Origin of the sequence: Parasaccharibacter sp. TMW 2.1891 (genome assembly GCF_023337675.1) — a bacterium.
GTDB lineage: Bacteria > Pseudomonadota > Alphaproteobacteria > Acetobacterales > Acetobacteraceae > Bombella > Bombella apis.
Window position 1 is genome coordinate 920257 of record NZ_QORT01000001.1, and the last position, 16571, is coordinate 936827.

The window sequence follows — 16571 nt, forward strand, 5'->3', positions numbered from 1 at the left end:
AGCATGACGGGGAACCCTGCGAAGGAATAGGGAACCCCATTGATCGCTTTCCCCGTCATGTTGGTGAAACTCCTGAAGCTGTCCTGCACCGGGTTTTTGGTTTTGAGAGCTTCCGGGGCCTTCAGGAGAGTGCCGTTCAGGCCGTCATGAAAGGGGAGGACGTTCTCGTCCTCATGCCAACAGGCGGCGGGAAGAGCCTGTGCTATCAGGTACCGGCTCTCTGTCGCAAAGGGGTTGGGCTCGTCATCTCCCCCCTGATCGCCCTGATGGAAGATCAGGTTGCCGGGTTGAGGCAGCTCGGGGTGAGGGCATCAGCCCTTCATTCCGAAATGGAGTATCAGGATCAGCAGACAGTCCGGGAGGATCTGCTCTGTGATCAGCTCGACCTCCTCTATATTTCACCCGAGAGACTGCTGACACCGTACAGCCTCAACCTGCTGCGGCGATGCAGCCTGTCGCTCATTGCTATTGATGAAGCGCATTGCGTTTCCGCCTGGGGCCATGATTTCCGGCCGGAATATCGAGAGCTGGCCAATCTGAAGCAGCTGTTCCCCAGAGTTCCCCGCATTGCGCTGACAGCCACGGCAGACCCTCGCACACGAAGTGACATGCTGGCGGCTCTGGACATGCCCCAGGCTCACATACTGATGGGCAGTTTCCACAGGAGCAACCTGTTTCTTCAGGCCCAGCCCAAACACTCGGAGACACGTCAGGTTCTGGATGCACTGGACCGCCATATGGGACAGGGTGCGGCCATCGTCTATTGCGGTAGCCGCAAGAAGACGGAAACACTGGCCCGGCAGCTGCGTGAAAAAGGCCATACAGCTTTTGCTTTTCATGCTGGCATGTCCCCCGCCGACAAGAAGAATGTCCTGTTGCGGTTCCGTTCTGGTGAGCCCATGATCGTTGCGGCAACCATAGCTTTTGGCATGGGCATCGACCGCCCGGATGTCCGCACCGTCATCCATCTGGACATGCCGACGTCACCAGAGGGCTATTACCAGCAGATAGGCCGTGCTGGACGTGACGGTGAACCATCGCATACTCTTCTGCTTTACAGCGGAGAAGGTGTCGCCAGAGCCCGCTACTGGCTGGAAGAAGCCCAGGTGCCGGAGGCGGAAAAACGGGCGATGCAGGGACGGCTGGAAAGCATGATTTCCCTGACAGAAACAACAGGTTGCCGGACCCAGGCCATTCTGGCCTGTTTCGGTGAAACGCTGCATGAACCCTGCGGCCATTGCGATAACTGTCTGCATCCTCCCTCTACCTTTGATGCCACTGAAGCAGCACAAAAGGTTCTCTCCACCATATACAGGACAGGCGAACGGTTTGGAGCCGTGCAGCTCATTGCTGTTCTCAAGGGCAAAATGACAGAAGCGGTGGAACGCCACGCCCTTCAGCACCTTTCAGTCTTCGGGATTGGGAAAGACAGAACGGATGTCTGGTGGCGTATGGTCATCCGGCAGCTCATAGCCCGTGGCGCGATTGGCATGGTGGGGGATCATGGCGGATTGGGACTGAAGCGGGAGACAGCACGGCCCATTCTCAGGGGAGAGGTGTCCGTCAGCCTGAGGGAAGATGCAACGTCACGCCACATGGCCAGCATGGGGGACACGCCACGGAATGACCCCAATGAAGGGCTTTCTGATGAAGAATATCGCCATTTCCTGGCGCTGAAGATGTGGCGGCGGGAAGAAGCCTATCAGCAGGAAATCCCGCCCTACATCATTTTTCGTGACGCCACCTTGCGGGAGATCATCCGGGCCCGTCCAACCAACAGGCAGGAGCTGGGAGACATCCGTGGGGTTGGTCAGAGCAAGATCGAACGTTACGGCGATGCGGTTCTGGCCATTCTGCAGGAAGCTCCCTGAAAAGGGGAGCATCAGGGGCCGACGTGTTTTTCTTCCACAATCGGCTGCATGACAAACGAAGCCGTCACGTCTCCCACATCCTGAAAATGAAACGTGAAATCAAGTTTGCTGCCAGCCTGATAGGGGACTTTCAGCCCGTGGCAGATCAGATGATAGCCACTTGTCGGAAAAACGAGCGTCCCTTCATGCGGCACAGCCATGCGCTGGAAAATATCATATGTCTGCCGGGGAGACTGGATCGCAACCTGGCTGTTCCGGTTCGACGTGACGGAATTGCATCCGGGAGATGTGATACCGCGCAGCAGCATGTCCGTTACCCCATGATTGCTCAGCGAGAATGTCCCGAAAGCAAACGGAGCTTCCCTGTAGCGTGTGTGCAGCGCGGCATCATTGATGGTGATGCTCTTCAGGGAAAGAGGCGGGGGGGCTACACCACTGTCGGTAGCGGCGGCACTTTCCAGCCCGAGACCGATCAGCAGGGCTGCTATTGTCAGGGAGTTGCGTCCTGTCCTGTTCATGATCCTCGCTCCTGCCATATGGCCTGGGAAAAGACAGGGCAATCATAAAGAAAAAAGCCCTTTCATATTCCTCAATGCTGCCATTTCCGATAAACTGTGCAGCAGGCGGGGTCAAGAAAGACCCTGCTCTGGTTGCTTTTCGGATTATGCCATGTACTGCCCTTTTTGCGGAAATCAGGAAACGCAGGTCAAGGATAGCCGCTCGGCAGAAGATGGCGCTGCCATCCGCCGTCGGCGTGTCTGCTGTGCCTGTGCGCAACGCTTCACCACCATTGAACGTGTGCAGCTGCGTGAACTGACCGTCATCAAGGCCGATGGTCGCCACATTCCTTTCGATCGTGACAAACTGGCCCGGTCCATCCGGATTGCCCTGCGGAAACGGCCTGTCGATGAGGTACAGCAGGAGCGCCTGCTGAATGGCCTTGTCAGACAGCTGGAAGCCTCCGGCGAACAGGAAATCCCATCCTACAGGATCGGAGAGCTCGTCATGGATGCGCTGCGTGAGATTGATGGCGTTGCCTATGTCCGCTTTGCCAGTGTCTATAAAGATTTTCGGGAGATTGAGGCGTTCTCCAAAATTCTTGTCGATATGAACAGCCCCGCCAATCCCCCCTCTCAGGAGACCCCATGACCGAACCGTCATCCACTACATCACGTAAACGCAGCCGGACAATTGCCCGCATGGCAGCCACGCAGGCCCTGTATCAGTGCGAACAGACAGGTGCCAATCCCGAGAGTGTCCTCATGGAGTTCATCCGGCACAGGCATGTTGCCTCTACGGCCTGTTTTGAAGATGGCCATATTCCTGATGCCGACCTGAACCTGCTGGAAGAGCTTGTCCGCAATGCCGTGCTGAAACAGGATGCCATCGACACGACTCTGACAGCACTGCTTCCTGAAAGCTGGCCGATGGACCGTCTTGACCCTGTCCTGCGTGCCCTGTTGCGCACGGCTGTTGGAGAAATGATGACAGGGCTGCCAGCCCAGGTTGCCATCAATGAGTATCTGGATGTCGCCCATGGCTTTTTCAGTGGGGATGAACCGAAGATGGTCAATGGCATTCTGGACAGATTTGCCCGTCAGCTGGGCGGAGAGCAGGGCGCACGGTAAAGGACGGTACAGATGGGCGAGTTTGACTTCATAGCCCGGCATTTCCGTCCGCTTGCAGGGCCCGGCGCCATGGAGCTTCGCAATGATGGAGCAACCATGGCTCTCCCAGCAGGGGAAGAACTTGTTCTCTCCAGCGATACCATGGTTGAGGGGCTTCATTTCCTCCCAGATGATCCGGCAGGGACGATTGCCCGCAAGCTGCTACGCTGCAATCTCTCAGACCTGGCTGCCATGGGCAGTCGGCCACGCCATTACATGCTGAATGTCAGTGTTCCGCCAGGACGGCATTATGATGAAGCCTGGTTTACGGAATTTGCTGCCGGGCTGGCAGCGGATCAGAAACAGTATGACATTTCTCTTCTGGGAGGCGACACAACTGGCAGTCCTTCCCCGCTGATGCTGAATGTCACCATTCTGGGATCAGTCCAGCGGGGACAGGTTTTACGCCGTGATGGTGCCAGAGCAGGAGATGGTGTCTGGATTACCGGCAGTCTCGGACGGGCTGCGTTGGGATTGCAGATCCGACTGGGCAAACTGGCGACAGGGGACGCTTCTCTTGTAGAGGCCTATCGTATACCGACACCTCGTACCGGCCTTTCCCTGTATGGTATCGTCAGTGCTGCCATGGATATCTCGGACGGTCTGTTGCAGGATTCTGGCCATATTGCCGAAGAATCTGGTGTGGCCATCACCCTTTTTGAAGAAAAGCTGCCTCTTGTCCCTGAGGTTGCTGCCCATATGGCGACTCACCGGGAGATAATCCTCCTCGGAGGGGATGATTACGAACTTCTGCTGACCTGCCCCGCCGCCAGCGAGGACGCTTTGCAGGCCCATTGCAGACAGCACGGTGTGCCCCTCACCAAAGTGGGCATGGTGACAGAAGGCGAAGGCGTGACCATGCTGGACAGACAGCACGCCCCCATCAATTTCTCACGGACCGGCTGGCAGCATTTCTGATCACTGCCAGACCATGATGGAGGAAGAAGGGCACTTCCTCCACCCAGCCTCATCAGGCAGAAAGATTTTTTTCGTAAAGACGATGTGTTTTATGTGGATGAGGCACGAGAGATTCCGCCAGATTCCTCATTCCGACATCACTCTCCAGAACCCAGCCAAGTTCAACCCATTTGTAAGGCAGCGTATGACCACGACGCATCAGTTCCACAATGGCGAGAGAAGGCAGAAGCGACCCAAGCATCGTTCCGCGCATTTTGCTGGAAACACCCAGCAGAATCACACGGGCCGACCGAAAACGGTGCGTTGCCAGCCGGTAGCCAAGCCGCATCCACCCAAGAGGTGATGGTGCTCCTCCCAGATCCCCCGCAATGTCGTAGAGATTGGGAAGAACCATGGCCATGGCAACCGGTTCGCCATTCTGATCAATCTGGACATAATGCTCAGGGCGCAGGAGCGGCTTGATCTGCTCGATCATGGCCGTCATTTCGTAATCCTGCATGGGCACAAAATTGTACTTATGTGACCAGGCATCATTATACAGCTTCCGCAGCACCTCTCCCTGGGTAGTGATTTCCTTCTTGGAAAGATTGCGGGTCGTAATCGTGCTGAGCCGCCCTTCACCGAGTCTCAGATTGCCTGGAACCTTGAAGCGCTCTTCCGTCGTTCCATCCAACTCCAGCCGGTAGCTCAGCAGGTCCTGCGCCTTCTCATATCCACATTGACGGATGAGGGCATCCAGACCTTTCGGGTGCCAGGGAATGGCAATCATGGGGGCGGAGCGCTGCCCTTCCACCATGGTCCCGGTCTCCGCATTTCCGCTCAGCGTGACTGGGCCGCGTATCTTGGAAATCTGCCGTTTTTTCAGCCAATCCTCAACAGCCTGTAGAAGGGCTGAGACAATCTCCCGTTCAGGAATGGCATCAAGCGCACCAAACTGCCCAATAACTTCCTGCCAGTGATCAATTGCCTTATGATCAACAATCGCGGCGATTCGTCCAACGGGGCGACCATCGCACCAAGCCAAGAAATACTGTATCTCCGCATGGCGGAAAACCGGGGATTCCTTGGGGCTGAGCAGGTGCCTCTGCTCCATGTCCAGCGGGGGGACGAAGCCGTCCATTCCTTTATAGATATGGCGCGGAAGTGTGATAAAACGACGTAAATCTCCCCGTGTGGTCACGGGACGAACATCGACCTTGGCAGATTGAGAGTTTGGCGCTTCACATTGCATAGCAATGGCTATACTCGTACACGAGCCTTCCCGCTAGAGGGCAAAAATGAAAGGGGCTTCATGTCCAGACCAGAAAAAAACTCAACGATGCCTCGGCATCACATCCTCATAACTGGCGCTTCCAGCGGCATCGGGGCGGCTCTGGCGGAGTATTATGCCCGTCCCGGCGTACATCTGACACTGTGGGGACGGAGTGAAGAGCGGCTGGGAAAAACGGCGTCCGCAGTGCGTGCAAAAGGTGCCAGCGTGGACATCTTCAGCATCGACCTGACACAGGCCGATGAGGCCCTGAAAGCCCTTGCCTATACCGATGACCAGCTGCCGATCGACATCCTGATCCTCTCAGCCGGGATGGCGGACATCCGGCCTCATGGCGCCCTTGCTGAATCAGCAGAGACAGCCCTCAGAATGTCCATGGTCAATTTTGCCACCCCCGTGGCCATGGCCACCGAAATGGCAAACCGCATGGCAGCCCGTCGTCATGGACGCATCGCCCTGATGGGGTCTGTCGCTTCCTTCCATGATCTGCCGCTGGCCACAGTCTATAGTGGCTCCAAAGCAGGGTTGGGACGCTTCAGCACGGCCCTCCAGGCAGCCATGACACCTCATAATGTCCGTGTCTGCCTGATCGCTCCAGGTTTTGTGGATACCCCCATGAGCCAGCGGCTGGACGGTGAGCAGGCTTTCCTCGTTCCGGTGGAGAAAGCAGCCCGCAAAATCGCCCGCAGCATCAATCAGGGCAGGGGGGTTCTTGTATTCCCGTGGGTGTTCCAGCTGACCCGTCTGCTGGAGATGGTCCTTCCCCGTCCTATCGCCCATCGCATCCTGCGGCGGCTGGATGTCATGCAGCATCCTGAACATGAAAAGACTGCCCACCAATAATTGAAGAAAACCTTACAGGTCAGGTGCTTGCAGACAGGAAGGGGGCATGGGAAAATGGAGCAGCACATCTCTCTGCGTATTGAAGGGATAAACGTATGAAAGAAATTGTTGCCGTTGATATCGGCGGAACCCATGCCCGCTTTGCCATCGCTGAAATCAAGGATGGTCGGGTGGTGTCTCTCGGGGAAGCAACGACACTCAAATGTGCCGAGCACGCTTCCCTGGCGCTGGCATGGGAGGCTTTTGGCCGGTCACTGGGGCGCCCCATTCCCCGGGAAGCGGGCATTGCCGTGGCCTGTCCGATCAATGGCGAAGTCCTCAAGATGACCAACAATCCGTGGATCATCCAGCCGGCCCAGCTTGGCAGCCGCCTGAAGCTGGATGATTTCGTTCTGGTGAACGACTTCGGAGCGATCGGTCATGCTGTGGCCCAGGTTGGCCCGGAATACATGAACCACCTGTGTGGTCCAGATGTTGATCTTCCCTCCGAGGGGACCATCACCATTCTTGGTCCGGGTACGGGACTGGGGGTGGCAAGCCTTCTGCGTGGCGAAGATGGATATCATGTGATCGCTACGGAAGGTGGGCACATGGACTTCTCGCCGCTGGATGCGGTGGAAGATCATATCCTTCAGGCGCTTCGTGAACGTTTCCGTCGTGTTTCTGTTGAGAGAATCGTCTCAGGGCCGGGCCTGACCAACCTGTATGAAGTCATTGCAGAACTTCAGGATCGTCCCATCACCATCAAGGACAACCGCACCCTGTGGACCACAGCGATGGAAGGAACGGACAATCTGGCCGCCGCAGCACTGGAGCGCTTCTTCCTGAGTCTCGGAGCTGTTGCCGGGGACCTGGCTCTTGCCCATGGGGCTCATGGTGTTGTTGTGGCCGGTGGGCTGGGCCAGCGCCTAGCAAATATTCTACCGCATTCCGGCTTTGCTGAGCGGTTCATCGCCAAGGGGCGTTTCGAAACCATGATGAGCGAAATGCCGGTGAAAATCATCACACATCCGCAGCCTGGCCTGTACGGTGCTGCCGCTGCTTATGCCAGCAAACAGGCAGAAACTGCTTGATCTGAATGAGGGGAGTCATCCAGAAAGAGGATGCTCCCTTCCTTCATCATGATATGATTTTCTGAAAAAATGCAGGTCTGATCGAGGGCCCTGTTCCATTCGCTCCATATTTTGCCAAGCCGCACCCTTTTTCGTCATGTTTCGGGAGAAACAGCTTGGACGAAGTAGAATCTGAAATTCCATGAAGCGCCTGTGTGGCCTGCGACCACACAAAAAACCGTCATCAAAAAGGGAAATTCCCCAGAAATATTACCCCCTTATATGCCCCCAAAATTGTGGGATACACCGGGACTAATCGGAATAGTCGCTACCCCGAGAATGGCTGTTTCTCAAGGTGTCTGGGACGTATCGGGAGGAATCGGGATAACACCATGGAGGTCTGGGCGGGAATCGAACCCACATACGCGGATTTGCAGTCCGATGCATAGCCATTCTGCCACCAGACCTCAGGTGTGTGTCCTTAATAAGGATTATTACTCACAGGTCAATAGGGAGAAAACGATACAGGGCATTTTTCGCTTATTTTCAGTGAGATTCTCCCTTATAGTCCCTCTTGCACATCTTTTCCGAAACAGACGACCAAACCGGCAGATTAACGAGCATGAAACTCCCGCCCCATTTTTTTTCAAAAATTAGAAAATCGATGAAGATGGGGCTGGGCCTATGTGTTGGAGCCGGGCTCCTGTGCCAGCATGGCCATGCCCAGACAGCGGTTACAAATCCCAATGGCAACCCGGAGTTCGTCCCTCATACCCTGAAAGATGCCTTGGCTCTGACCTATCTGACGAACCCCCAGCTTCGGGAAGCCCGGGCGCAGCTCCGCTCTGTTGATGAGCAGATGTCCGCAGCAGAGGCGGGGTGGCGACCAACCATTACGGCCAATGGGTCACTGACCTACTACAAGGGCAGCAGCCGCTACACACAGCAGACCGAGATCAATGGCCAGACTGTCAGGCTGCCCAACATCCAGCATTATAACAGTGGCGGTTACAACACGACCGTATCGCTGACCCAGCCCATCTATCAGGGCGGAAAAACGGTTGCGAGCATCCATATGGCCCGCAACCAGATTTTTGCCCAGAGAGCTCGGCTGATAGAAACGGAGCAGGAGGTCCTTTACGGGGCCATGAATGCCTATGTCCGTCTGGTCGCCAATCTTCAGCTCCTCCAGGTCAGCATCAATAATGAGAGGGCTCTGCGGGCCCAGCTGGATGCAGCGAACAGGCGCTTCCGCCTCGGGGAACTGAGCCGGACAGACGTGGCGCAGGCGCAGGGTGCCCTTGCAACAGCCACGGCCGAACGTCATCAGACAGAAGGTGCCGTGCAGGCAGCCCAGGCCAGCTATCTCCAGGTCGTTGGTGTGCCGGCCCCACCAGACCTCGTTCCACCACAGCCTCTGGCCCTGCCTGTCCGTACGGAACAGGAAGCCGTAGCAGAGGCCGTGCGGAACAATCCGAACGTGATCGCCGCACTCTTCAATGAAGCACAGCAGAAAGACAACATCTCCCTCCAGATGTCGGCCATCATGCCCAAACTTTCTGCCGGAGTGGCTTATCAGCGTTCAAAAGATCAGGGGCAGGACCAGTCCCTGCAGGACAACAAATACGCCACGCTCAACCTCCAGATTCCCCTCTATCAGGGAGGGAGTGAATATGCAGCCGTCCGGCAGGCCCGCCAGACGGCCATCGCAGCCCGCAATGAGGTGGATGTCCAGCGCAGGTCTGCCCTGGAGCAGACATCAGAAAGCTGGCAGACCTACATGTCCATCAAGGACACGCTCCGCAGCCACCAGATTGCCGTTTCCTCCAATATGGCGGCCCTTGCCGGTGTCGAAAGGCAGGCTCTTGTCGGTACGGCAACAACCCTGTCCGTCCTCCAGCAGCAGGCCACATTGTTGCAGTCACAGCGTGCACTCATCCAGAGCGTGACATCCTTGGTCACCTCCTCCTACGACATTGCCCGTGCCATGGGCCATCTCACCGCTGTGGACCTGAAACTGAATGTCCCCCTGTATGATGAAAAAGCCTATTATCATGCCGTTAAAAACCGCCTCTGGGGCGTTGGGGATTATCAGGTGAACCAGCCAGGCCGATAAATGGGGGAGGGGTTTTTCGCCTCTGCCTATCGGCAAGTTTTCATGCCGGTGATATGAACATCACCCTCTGACACGCTACATCATGACCCGGGAAACCATGTCCGAACAGAATGCACACTCTTCTCTGATTCCTTCCGATCTGGAAAAGGCCTTCATCCCCGCCGATTACGAAACCACACTTTACAGATTGTGGGAAAATGCCGGGACGTTCAGGGCGGACCCCGGGAAAGGTGGCTCACCTTATTCCATCATGTTTCCGCCCCCCAACGTCACGGGGACACTGCATCTCGGGCACGCCCTGACCTTCACTCTCCAGGATATTCTTATCCGCTGGCAGAGGGAGAAAGGGGCCAATGTTCTCTGGCAGCCCGGTACAGATCATGCCGGTATCGCCACGCAGATGGTTGTCGAACGGGCTCTGGACAAGGAAGGCATCAACAGGAAAGAGCTTGGTCGGCCCCGCTTCATTGAGCGTGTCTGGGACTGGAAGAATGAATATGGCGGGACCATCATCCAGCAGCTTCGCCGCCTTGGTGCCTCGGCGGACTGGACCCGTGAACGGTTCACCATGGATGAAGGTCTATCACGCGCCGTTCGCAAGGTATTCGTCCAGCTGCATGAAGAAGGGCTGATCTATCGGGACCGTCGTCTTGTCAACTGGGACCCTGTTTTCCGCTCGGCCATTTCTGATCTGGAGGTGGAGAACAGGGAAACAAAAGGCTCCATGTGGCATATCCGTTATCCTCTGGAAAACGGTGGAACCATCACGATTGCCACAACCCGACCGGAAACCATGCTGGGCGACGTGGCTGTGGCCGTCAATCCGGAAGATGACCGCTATACCAGCATGGTTGGCCAGACCATCATCCTTCCCCTGACGGGGCGGCGCATCCCTGTCGTGGCAGACGAACATTCAGACCCGGAAAAGGGAACAGGGGCTGTCAAAATCACACCAGCTCATGATTTCAATGACTTCGAAGTCGGAAAGCGTCATGACCTGCCAGCACCGACCATTCTGGATGAAAGCGCCTGCATCTGGCTGGATGAGATCCGTGCCGAACTGGCTGACCACGCTGGCATAAGCGACATCGAGTTCGTCCAGGCTCTGGAAGGTCTCCACCGTGATGAGGCCCGTAAGAAGATCGTTGAAAAGCTGGAAGAGATGGGCTGGCTGGAAAAAATCGAGCCCCATGTGCTTCAGGTACCCACAGCCGAACGTGGCGGTGCCATTGTGGAGCCGAGACTGACGCTGCAATGGTACTGCGATGCGCCCAGACTGGCACAGCCCGCCGTCGAGGCTGTCCAGTCCGGTGAAATGGTCTTTGAACCCCAACAATGGGAGAATACCTTCTTCGCCTGGATGAGGGACCTTCAGCCGTGGTGCATCAGCCGTCAGCTCTGGTGGGGGCATCAGATACCGGCCTGGTATGGGTCTGATGGAAAAACCTACGTTGCAGAGACGGAAGAAGAAGCCCAGAAGAAGGCTGGCCCTTCCATCACCCTGACGCAGGATGAAGACGTGCTGGACACATGGTTCAGCTCGGCTCTCTGGCCGTTCACGACACTGGGCTGGCCGGACAGGACGGAAGAGCTGGAGTTCTATTATCCAACCAGCACCCTGGTCACCGGCTTTGACATCATCTTTTTCTGGGTATCCCGGATGATGATGATGGGGCTTCACTTCATGGGGAAGGTTCCTTTCCGCAAAATACTGATCCATGGCCTTGTTCGGGATGAGAAGGGACAGAAAATGTCCAAGTCCCGAGGCAATGGTATTGATCCTCTGGATCTGATTGCCGATTACGGGGCGGACGCTACCCGCCTTGCCATTGCTGCGGGTGCTGGGCTGGGACGGGACATCAAGCTGGGCCGTACCCGTGTTGAAGAACATAGAGCCTTCATCACGAAGCTCTGGAACGCCTCCCGGTTCCTCCAGATGAATGGCGTGAAACCGAATCCCGGTTTCAATCCATCTGCTGTCCAGTCCACCATGGCCCGCTGGATTCTGGAGGAAGCCCGCAAGGCCGTGACACAAGCCGATGCGGCACTGGAAGCCTCCCGTTTTGATGAGTACACACGCTGCTGTTACAATTTTGTCTGGAATATTTTCTGTGACTGGTTCGTGGAATTCTCCAAACCGACCTTCCGGGCCGGTGGTGTGGAGGCAGAAGAGCTGAAGGCAGCTGGTGCGTATGTACTGGGTATTATTCTGCGCATGATGCACCCCGTCATTCCATTCGTGACCAGCACGCTCTGGGAGAAGCTGGGTTATTCTGGACCGTTTGGGACCGACAGCTGGCCTGAGATTCCCCAGATTGCCGGTGCTGAAGACGCTGCGGATGAAGTCAACTGGGTCATCCGGTTGATCAGTGATGTGCGGACTGTTCGGGCAGAAATGAATGTTCCGCCATCCCAGAAAGCCCCGCTGCTGCTGCGTGATGCTTCGGAAAAAACGCTCGAACGGGCCCGTAAATGGCAGGCTGCCATCGACCAGATGGCTCGTGCCTCCGAAGTTTCACCACTGGCAGGGGAGCCGCCGAAAATGGCTGCCCAGCTCATTCTGGATGAAGCAACCATCTTCCTGCCGCTGGAGGGTGTGATCGACCTTGAGGCGGAAAAAGCCCGTCTCCAGAAGGAAATCACACGGCTTGAGGGGGAAATCGGCAAGGTCGAAAAGAAGCTCGGCAATGAGAACTTTGTTGCCCGTGCCAAGCCTGAGGTTGTTCAGGAAAATCGTGACCGGCTGGAGACGTTCCAGCAGGAGCTTGCCAAGCAGAAAACAGCTCTGGGGCGTATAAGCTGATTTCCCGTTGCCATCAGAGTAAAAAAAAGCCTGCCCTGAAACGGCAGGCTTTTTTATTGTAAGGGATTTATCGAGAGGGACGGTACTGACAACCGTCCCTGATATTACAGCTTCTTGACGATGATCTGGGACAGATCCCGAACAGCCCCATGGGCTGCACTGGTCGTCATGGCCGCATAAGCCTTCAGAGCCGTGGAAACGACACGTTCACGCTGAGGCTGCCAGCCTGCAGAGCCCTTCCCATGCATGGCAGCACGGCGCGCTTCAAGCTCTGTCTCCGACACTTCCAGATGCAGACGCCTTTCAGGAATGTCGATGATAATGGCATCACCTTCTTCCACCAGGCCGATCAGACCGCCTTCAGCGGCTTCCGGAGACATGTGACCAACAGAAAGCCCAGAACTCCCGCCTGAAAAACGTCCATCAGTAATCAGTGCGCAGGATTCTCCCAGCCCCATGGATTTAAGATAGCTGGTCGGGTAGAGCATTTCCTGCATTCCCGGTCCGCCTTTGGGCCCTTCATACCGGATGACCACGACATCACCCGGTATGATCTCCTTGCCCAGAATGGCATTCACAGCAGCATCCTGACTGTCAAAGACACGGGCACGCCCCTTGAACTTCAGAATATGTTCTGCAACCCCTGCCGTTTTGACGATGGCGCCATCCAGCGCCAGATTTCCATAAAGAACAGCCAGCCCGCCATCCTGCGAGAAGGCGTGGTTCCGGTCACGCAGAACACCGGTCCGACGGTCCCGGTCCAGCTCCCTGTACAGGCTGTTCTGGGAAAAAGCCTCAACCGTCCGCACACCACCAGGCGCTGCCCGGAACAGCTCTTCCGCCTCATCCTGATTCTGCATGATGTCCCAACGCCTCAGGGACGCCGCCAGCGTAGGAGAGTGCACAGTCGGCGTTCCCGCATCAATCAGGCCGGCACGATCCAGCTCTCCAAGAATGGCCGGAATCCCGCCAGCCCGGTGGACATCCTCCATATGTACATTGGCAACGGAGGGCGACACCTTGCAGAGGTGAGGGACCTTCCGGGACAGGGCATCAATATCACTCATCGTGAAATCGACTCCGGCTTCCCGGGCTGCGGCCAACAGATGCAGCACCGTGTTGGTGGAGCCCCCCATGGCAATGTCCAGCGTCATGGCGTTGGTGAAAGCCGCCTTCGTAGCAATGCCACGGGGAAGAGCCGTTGCATCGCCTTCCTCATACCAGCGCTTTGCCAGCTCTACGCTCAGGCGGCCAGCCCCAAGAAAAAGCTCCTTACGTTTGGCATGTGTCGCCAGAAGAGAGCCATTGCCCGGCAGGGAAAGACCAAGCGCCTCCGTCAGACAGTTCATGGAATTGGCCGTGAACATGCCCGAGCATGAACCGCAGGTCGGACAGGCGGATCGTTCCACACGTTCGGAGATGTCATCACTGACACGTTCATCAGCTGCCGCCACCATGGAGGTCACAAGATCAACCGCCCGCTCAATGCCGTCCATGTCTGCCTTGCCAGCTTCCATTGGCCCGCCAGACACGAAAACGGTCGGGATGTTCAGCCGTAGCGAGGCCATGAGCATGCCCGGTGTAATCTTGTCACAGTTGCTGATACAGACCAGCGCATCGGCACAGTGGGCATTGACCATATATTCCACGGAATCCGCAATCAGTTCCCGTGAGGGCAGGGAATAGAGCATCCCGCCATGCCCCATGGCGATACCGTCATCCACGGCAATGGTGTTGAATTCCCTGGCCACACCACCGGCTTCCTCCACAGCCGAAGCCACCAGAGCTCCCATGTCCTTGAGATGGACATGACCGGGCACGAACTGGGTATAGGAATTGGCAATGGCAATGATGGGTTTGCTGAAGTCCCCATCCTTCATGCCTGTCGCTCTCCAGAGCGCACGGGCCCCTGCCATGTTGCGGCCACGGGTGCTTGTATGGGAACGATAGGCAGGCATTCAGGAAACCTCTTTCAAAAAAAATATTTCAGGGCGTTCTATAGTAAGAAACGGTAACATAAAACAAAAAAATTGAAAGATATGAAAAGCATGGTGATTGCCCCCTAGCGATACAGGCCGCTGAAGGCCATATGCAGGGCACTCACGATTTTAGACAGACAGGAGCAACCATGACACAGACATCATCCATCATCCTTGGGGGCGGGTGCTTCTGGTGTGTCGAAGCCATCTTCAACGGTCTCAGGGGCATCATCTCTGCCAAACCCGGGTATGCGGGTGGTCATGTAGAGCATCCCAGCTACAAGGCTGTCTGTACCGGCAGGACCGGCCATGCCGAGGTAGTACGGGTGGTGTTCAATCCTGCTGAAATTGGTCTGGAAGATATTCTCCGGGTTTTCTTCACAACCCATGACCCGACCCAGCTGAACAGGCAGGGCAATGACGTAGGCACGCAATACCGCTCCGTCATCTTTGGTGATGAAGCCCAACAGGCCGTTGCCCGGACAGTCCGGGACGACATTGCAGCCCAGAACATCTGGGAGGCACCGCTTGTCACCTCCATTGAGGGACCTGCCCACTTCTGGGAGGCGGAAGAAAGCCATCATGATTATTTTGCCCGCAACCCGGAAACAGCCTATTGCGCCGCTGTCGTGGCTCCCAAGGTTGCCAAGGCCCGCAAGCTCTACCGGGACCGGCTGAAATAATCAGTTCTCCATCATGACAACAGTGGAGGAACGGAAAAAGGTTCCTTCACTCGTCATATTCCAGCAGCACACGGTCCGTTTCTTCATCATAGCCAAACAGATTGGCATAACGGGCCCATGATATGGCTGTATTCATTGTCTGCCGGGCATAGGTTGTGGACATGGTATCTTCCAGCTTGCGGCGGAATATATCAGCATCCATGGCATGGTTGCTCCGCTCATCCAGCGTGCTGCGGATCAGCTTCAGCAGCGGGACGGAATGGAGCAGGGCCGTCCGCATGATGTCCCGGCGCGCATCGGCATCGCCTTCCACGAAGGTACGGCCCGTGCTGGTAAGCATGATGTCTCCATCCTCCAGCTCTGCAAAATCCAGCAATTGCAGGGTTTCACCCAGCGGGAAAAGGTCATCAAGAGTCATCTGGAGTTGATTGGCCAGCTCCGGCAGGTCTGCCCGACCAGAGAGGGGCGCATGTTCCAGCGATTCCATGAGGCCGACCAGAAGTTCAATGGAAATGTCGGGCAGCACGATGAAGGAATCACTCTCATCCTGAACCTCTCCCTGATCGGGCGTGGAAAGGTCAGCCTCCGAAACACTGGGCGCCCGAAGGGTCATCAATGTATATATCTGATCCACAAAATGGCGGAAATCATCGTCCTGACGATTCCGGGGATGGGGGAAGGGCACAACAATCTCATGCGTGATACGCCCTGGCCCCGATGAGAACAGTAAAATCCTGTCACACATCAGCACGGCTTCTTCAATGGCATGAGTGGCCAGCACCATGGCTTTCAAAGGTCCCAGCCGATGTTCCTGCCACAGTTCTATCAGGTCTGTTCGCAGGTTTTCGGCGCTCAGATGATCGATATTGAGAAAAGGCTCATCAAGCAGAAGGATTTCAGGCTGCCGTGCCAGAGCACGGATCAGCGAGGCCCGTTCTGCCAGAGCATCAGAAAGCTCTCTCGGATAGGCACCTTCATATCCGTCCATATCGAGGACCTCGATGATGGCATCCGCAATTTTTTCCCGCTCTTCCCGGGGCTGACGTCTGGCCTCCAGAGCAAGAAGAACATTTTCCCGTACTGTCAGCCATGGAAAGAGAACATCATCCTGAAGGATGATGGACACCGTTTCGAGCGTCTGGGCAGTAGCTCGTCCTTCCCGCCAGAACACTTTCCCCTTTCGGGGCTGTTCCAGGCCAGCCATGATCTTCAGAAGGCTGGATTTGCCCGAGCCTGAACGTCCGACAAGCCCCAGAATTTCCCCCTCCCGAACATCCATGTTGACCTGTTCAACAATGGGAACGTCCTGATGGCGGGATTTATGTGCAAACTGTGCACAGTCGGCCAAGCGTAAGATAGCACTCATGAG

At 56.3% G+C, this 16571-nt stretch carries 13 protein-coding genes and 1 tRNA gene; 9 read left to right on the forward strand and 5 right to left on the reverse strand.

Translation table 11 applies throughout. The annotated features are described in order from the left end of the window. The first annotated feature begins 26 nt into the window (after positions 1-26). Positions 27-1871 carry a DNA helicase RecQ gene (gene recQ / locus DTJ15_RS04035; RefSeq protein ID WP_052349192.1) on the forward strand — a complete coding sequence of 615 codons (1845 nt, stop codon included), beginning with the start codon at positions 27-29 and terminating at the stop codon, positions 1869-1871. 11 nt (positions 1872-1882) lie between these two features. Here the strand turns inward: recQ and DTJ15_RS04040 are convergent, their stop codons facing one another. Further along, the gene (locus tag DTJ15_RS04040) at positions 1883-2389 is read right to left on the reverse strand and encodes a copper chaperone PCu(A)C (protein WP_052349061.1); all 507 of its coding nucleotides are present in this window, start codon (positions 2387-2389) and stop codon (positions 1883-1885) included. 151 nt (positions 2390-2540) lie between these two features. On the opposite strand from DTJ15_RS04040, the gene nrdR reads away from it, so the two are divergent. Genes nrdR through thiL form a run of 3 tightly spaced genes read left to right on the forward strand, consistent with a single transcriptional unit; the run spans position 2541 to position 4456 of the window. Then, positions 2541-3020 carry a transcriptional regulator NrdR gene (nrdR, locus tag DTJ15_RS04045; RefSeq protein WP_043560151.1) on the forward strand — a complete coding sequence of 160 codons (480 nt, stop codon included), beginning with the start codon at positions 2541-2543 and terminating at the stop codon, positions 3018-3020. Beyond that, positions 3017-3499: a transcription antitermination factor NusB gene (gene nusB, locus DTJ15_RS04050; RefSeq protein WP_249109489.1), complete on the forward strand. Its 483-nt coding sequence runs from the start codon at positions 3017-3019 to the stop codon at positions 3497-3499. The genes nrdR and nusB overlap by 4 nt, the downstream gene beginning before the upstream one ends. A 12-nt stretch (positions 3500-3511) precedes the next feature. Further along, positions 3512-4456, forward strand: a complete 945-nt coding sequence (thiL, locus tag DTJ15_RS04055; RefSeq protein ID WP_081563150.1) for a thiamine-phosphate kinase — start codon at positions 3512-3514, stop codon at positions 4454-4456. A gap of 52 nt (positions 4457-4508) precedes the next feature. Here thiL and DTJ15_RS04060 read toward each other — a convergent pair whose 3' ends face one another. Further along, positions 4509-5687, reverse strand: a complete 1179-nt coding sequence (locus DTJ15_RS04060; protein WP_043560144.1) for a hypothetical protein — start codon at positions 5685-5687, stop codon at positions 4509-4511. A gap of 87 nt (positions 5688-5774) precedes the next feature. On the opposite strand from DTJ15_RS04060, the gene DTJ15_RS04065 reads away from it, so the two are divergent. Beyond that, positions 5775-6569 carry an SDR family oxidoreductase gene (locus tag DTJ15_RS04065; RefSeq protein ID WP_043560141.1) on the forward strand — a complete coding sequence of 265 codons (795 nt, stop codon included), beginning with the start codon at positions 5775-5777 and terminating at the stop codon, positions 6567-6569. 95 nt (positions 6570-6664) lie between these two features. Beyond that, positions 6665-7642: a glucokinase gene (gene glk / locus DTJ15_RS04070; protein WP_154981442.1), complete on the forward strand. Its 978-nt coding sequence runs from the start codon at positions 6665-6667 to the stop codon at positions 7640-7642. A 372-nt stretch (positions 7643-8014) separates the two neighbouring features. Here glk and DTJ15_RS04075 read toward each other — a convergent pair. Further along, positions 8015-8088 (reverse strand) — tRNA-Cys (locus DTJ15_RS04075). Between the two features lie 197 nt (positions 8089-8285). Here DTJ15_RS04075 and DTJ15_RS04080 point away from each other — a divergent pair. Further along, complete coding sequence (locus DTJ15_RS04080) at positions 8286-9737, forward strand: TolC family outer membrane protein (protein ID WP_081563152.1); 1452 nt, start codon at positions 8286-8288, stop codon at positions 9735-9737. A gap of 97 nt (positions 9738-9834) precedes the next feature. Then, positions 9835-12540: a valine--tRNA ligase gene (locus DTJ15_RS04085; RefSeq protein ID WP_249085509.1), complete on the forward strand. Its 2706-nt coding sequence runs from the start codon at positions 9835-9837 to the stop codon at positions 12538-12540. 104 nt (positions 12541-12644) lie between these two features. Here the strand turns inward: DTJ15_RS04085 and ilvD are convergent, their stop codons facing one another. Beyond that, positions 12645-14498, reverse strand: a complete 1854-nt coding sequence (gene ilvD, locus DTJ15_RS04090) for a dihydroxy-acid dehydratase (RefSeq protein ID WP_086431393.1) — start codon at positions 14496-14498, stop codon at positions 12645-12647. 170 nt (positions 14499-14668) lie between these two features. Here ilvD and msrA point away from each other — a divergent pair, with 170 nt between their 5' ends. After that, positions 14669-15202, forward strand: a complete 534-nt coding sequence (msrA, locus tag DTJ15_RS04095; RefSeq protein WP_043560130.1) for a peptide-methionine (S)-S-oxide reductase MsrA — start codon at positions 14669-14671, stop codon at positions 15200-15202. A gap of 46 nt (positions 15203-15248) precedes the next feature. Here the strand turns inward: msrA and DTJ15_RS04100 are convergent, their stop codons facing one another. Next, positions 15249-16568, reverse strand: coding sequence for an AAA-associated domain-containing protein (locus DTJ15_RS04100; RefSeq protein WP_043560129.1), 1320 nt, complete (start codon positions 16566-16568; stop codon positions 15249-15251). Between the last annotated feature and the right edge of the window lie 3 nt (positions 16569-16571).

Coding starts and splice junctions, on each gene's coding strand:
- DTJ15_RS04040 (WP_052349061.1), bottom strand. CDS start 2,389: ATGAACAGGACAGGACGCAACTCCCTGACAATAGCAGCCCTGCTGATC.
- nrdR (WP_043560151.1), top strand. CDS start 2,541: ATGTACTGCCCTTTTTGCGGAAATCAGGAAACGCAGGTCAAGGATAGC.
- nusB (WP_249109489.1), top strand. CDS start 3,017: ATGACCGAACCGTCATCCACTACATCACGTAAACGCAGCCGGACAATT.
- thiL (WP_081563150.1), top strand. CDS start 3,512: ATGGGCGAGTTTGACTTCATAGCCCGGCATTTCCGTCCGCTTGCAGGG.
- DTJ15_RS04060 (WP_043560144.1), bottom strand. CDS start 5,687: ATGCAATGTGAAGCGCCAAACTCTCAATCTGCCAAGGTCGATGTTCGT.
- DTJ15_RS04065 (WP_043560141.1), top strand. CDS start 5,775: ATGCCTCGGCATCACATCCTCATAACTGGCGCTTCCAGCGGCATCGGG.
- glk (WP_154981442.1), top strand. CDS start 6,665: ATGAAAGAAATTGTTGCCGTTGATATCGGCGGAACCCATGCCCGCTTT.
- DTJ15_RS04080 (WP_081563152.1), top strand. CDS start 8,286: ATGAAGATGGGGCTGGGCCTATGTGTTGGAGCCGGGCTCCTGTGCCAG.
- DTJ15_RS04085 (WP_249085509.1), top strand. CDS start 9,835: ATGTCCGAACAGAATGCACACTCTTCTCTGATTCCTTCCGATCTGGAA.
- ilvD (WP_086431393.1), bottom strand. CDS start 14,498: ATGCCTGCCTATCGTTCCCATACAAGCACCCGTGGCCGCAACATGGCA.
- msrA (WP_043560130.1), top strand. CDS start 14,669: ATGACACAGACATCATCCATCATCCTTGGGGGCGGGTGCTTCTGGTGT.
- DTJ15_RS04100 (WP_043560129.1), bottom strand. CDS start 16,568: ATGAGTGCTATCTTACGCTTGGCCGACTGTGCACAGTTTGCACATAAA.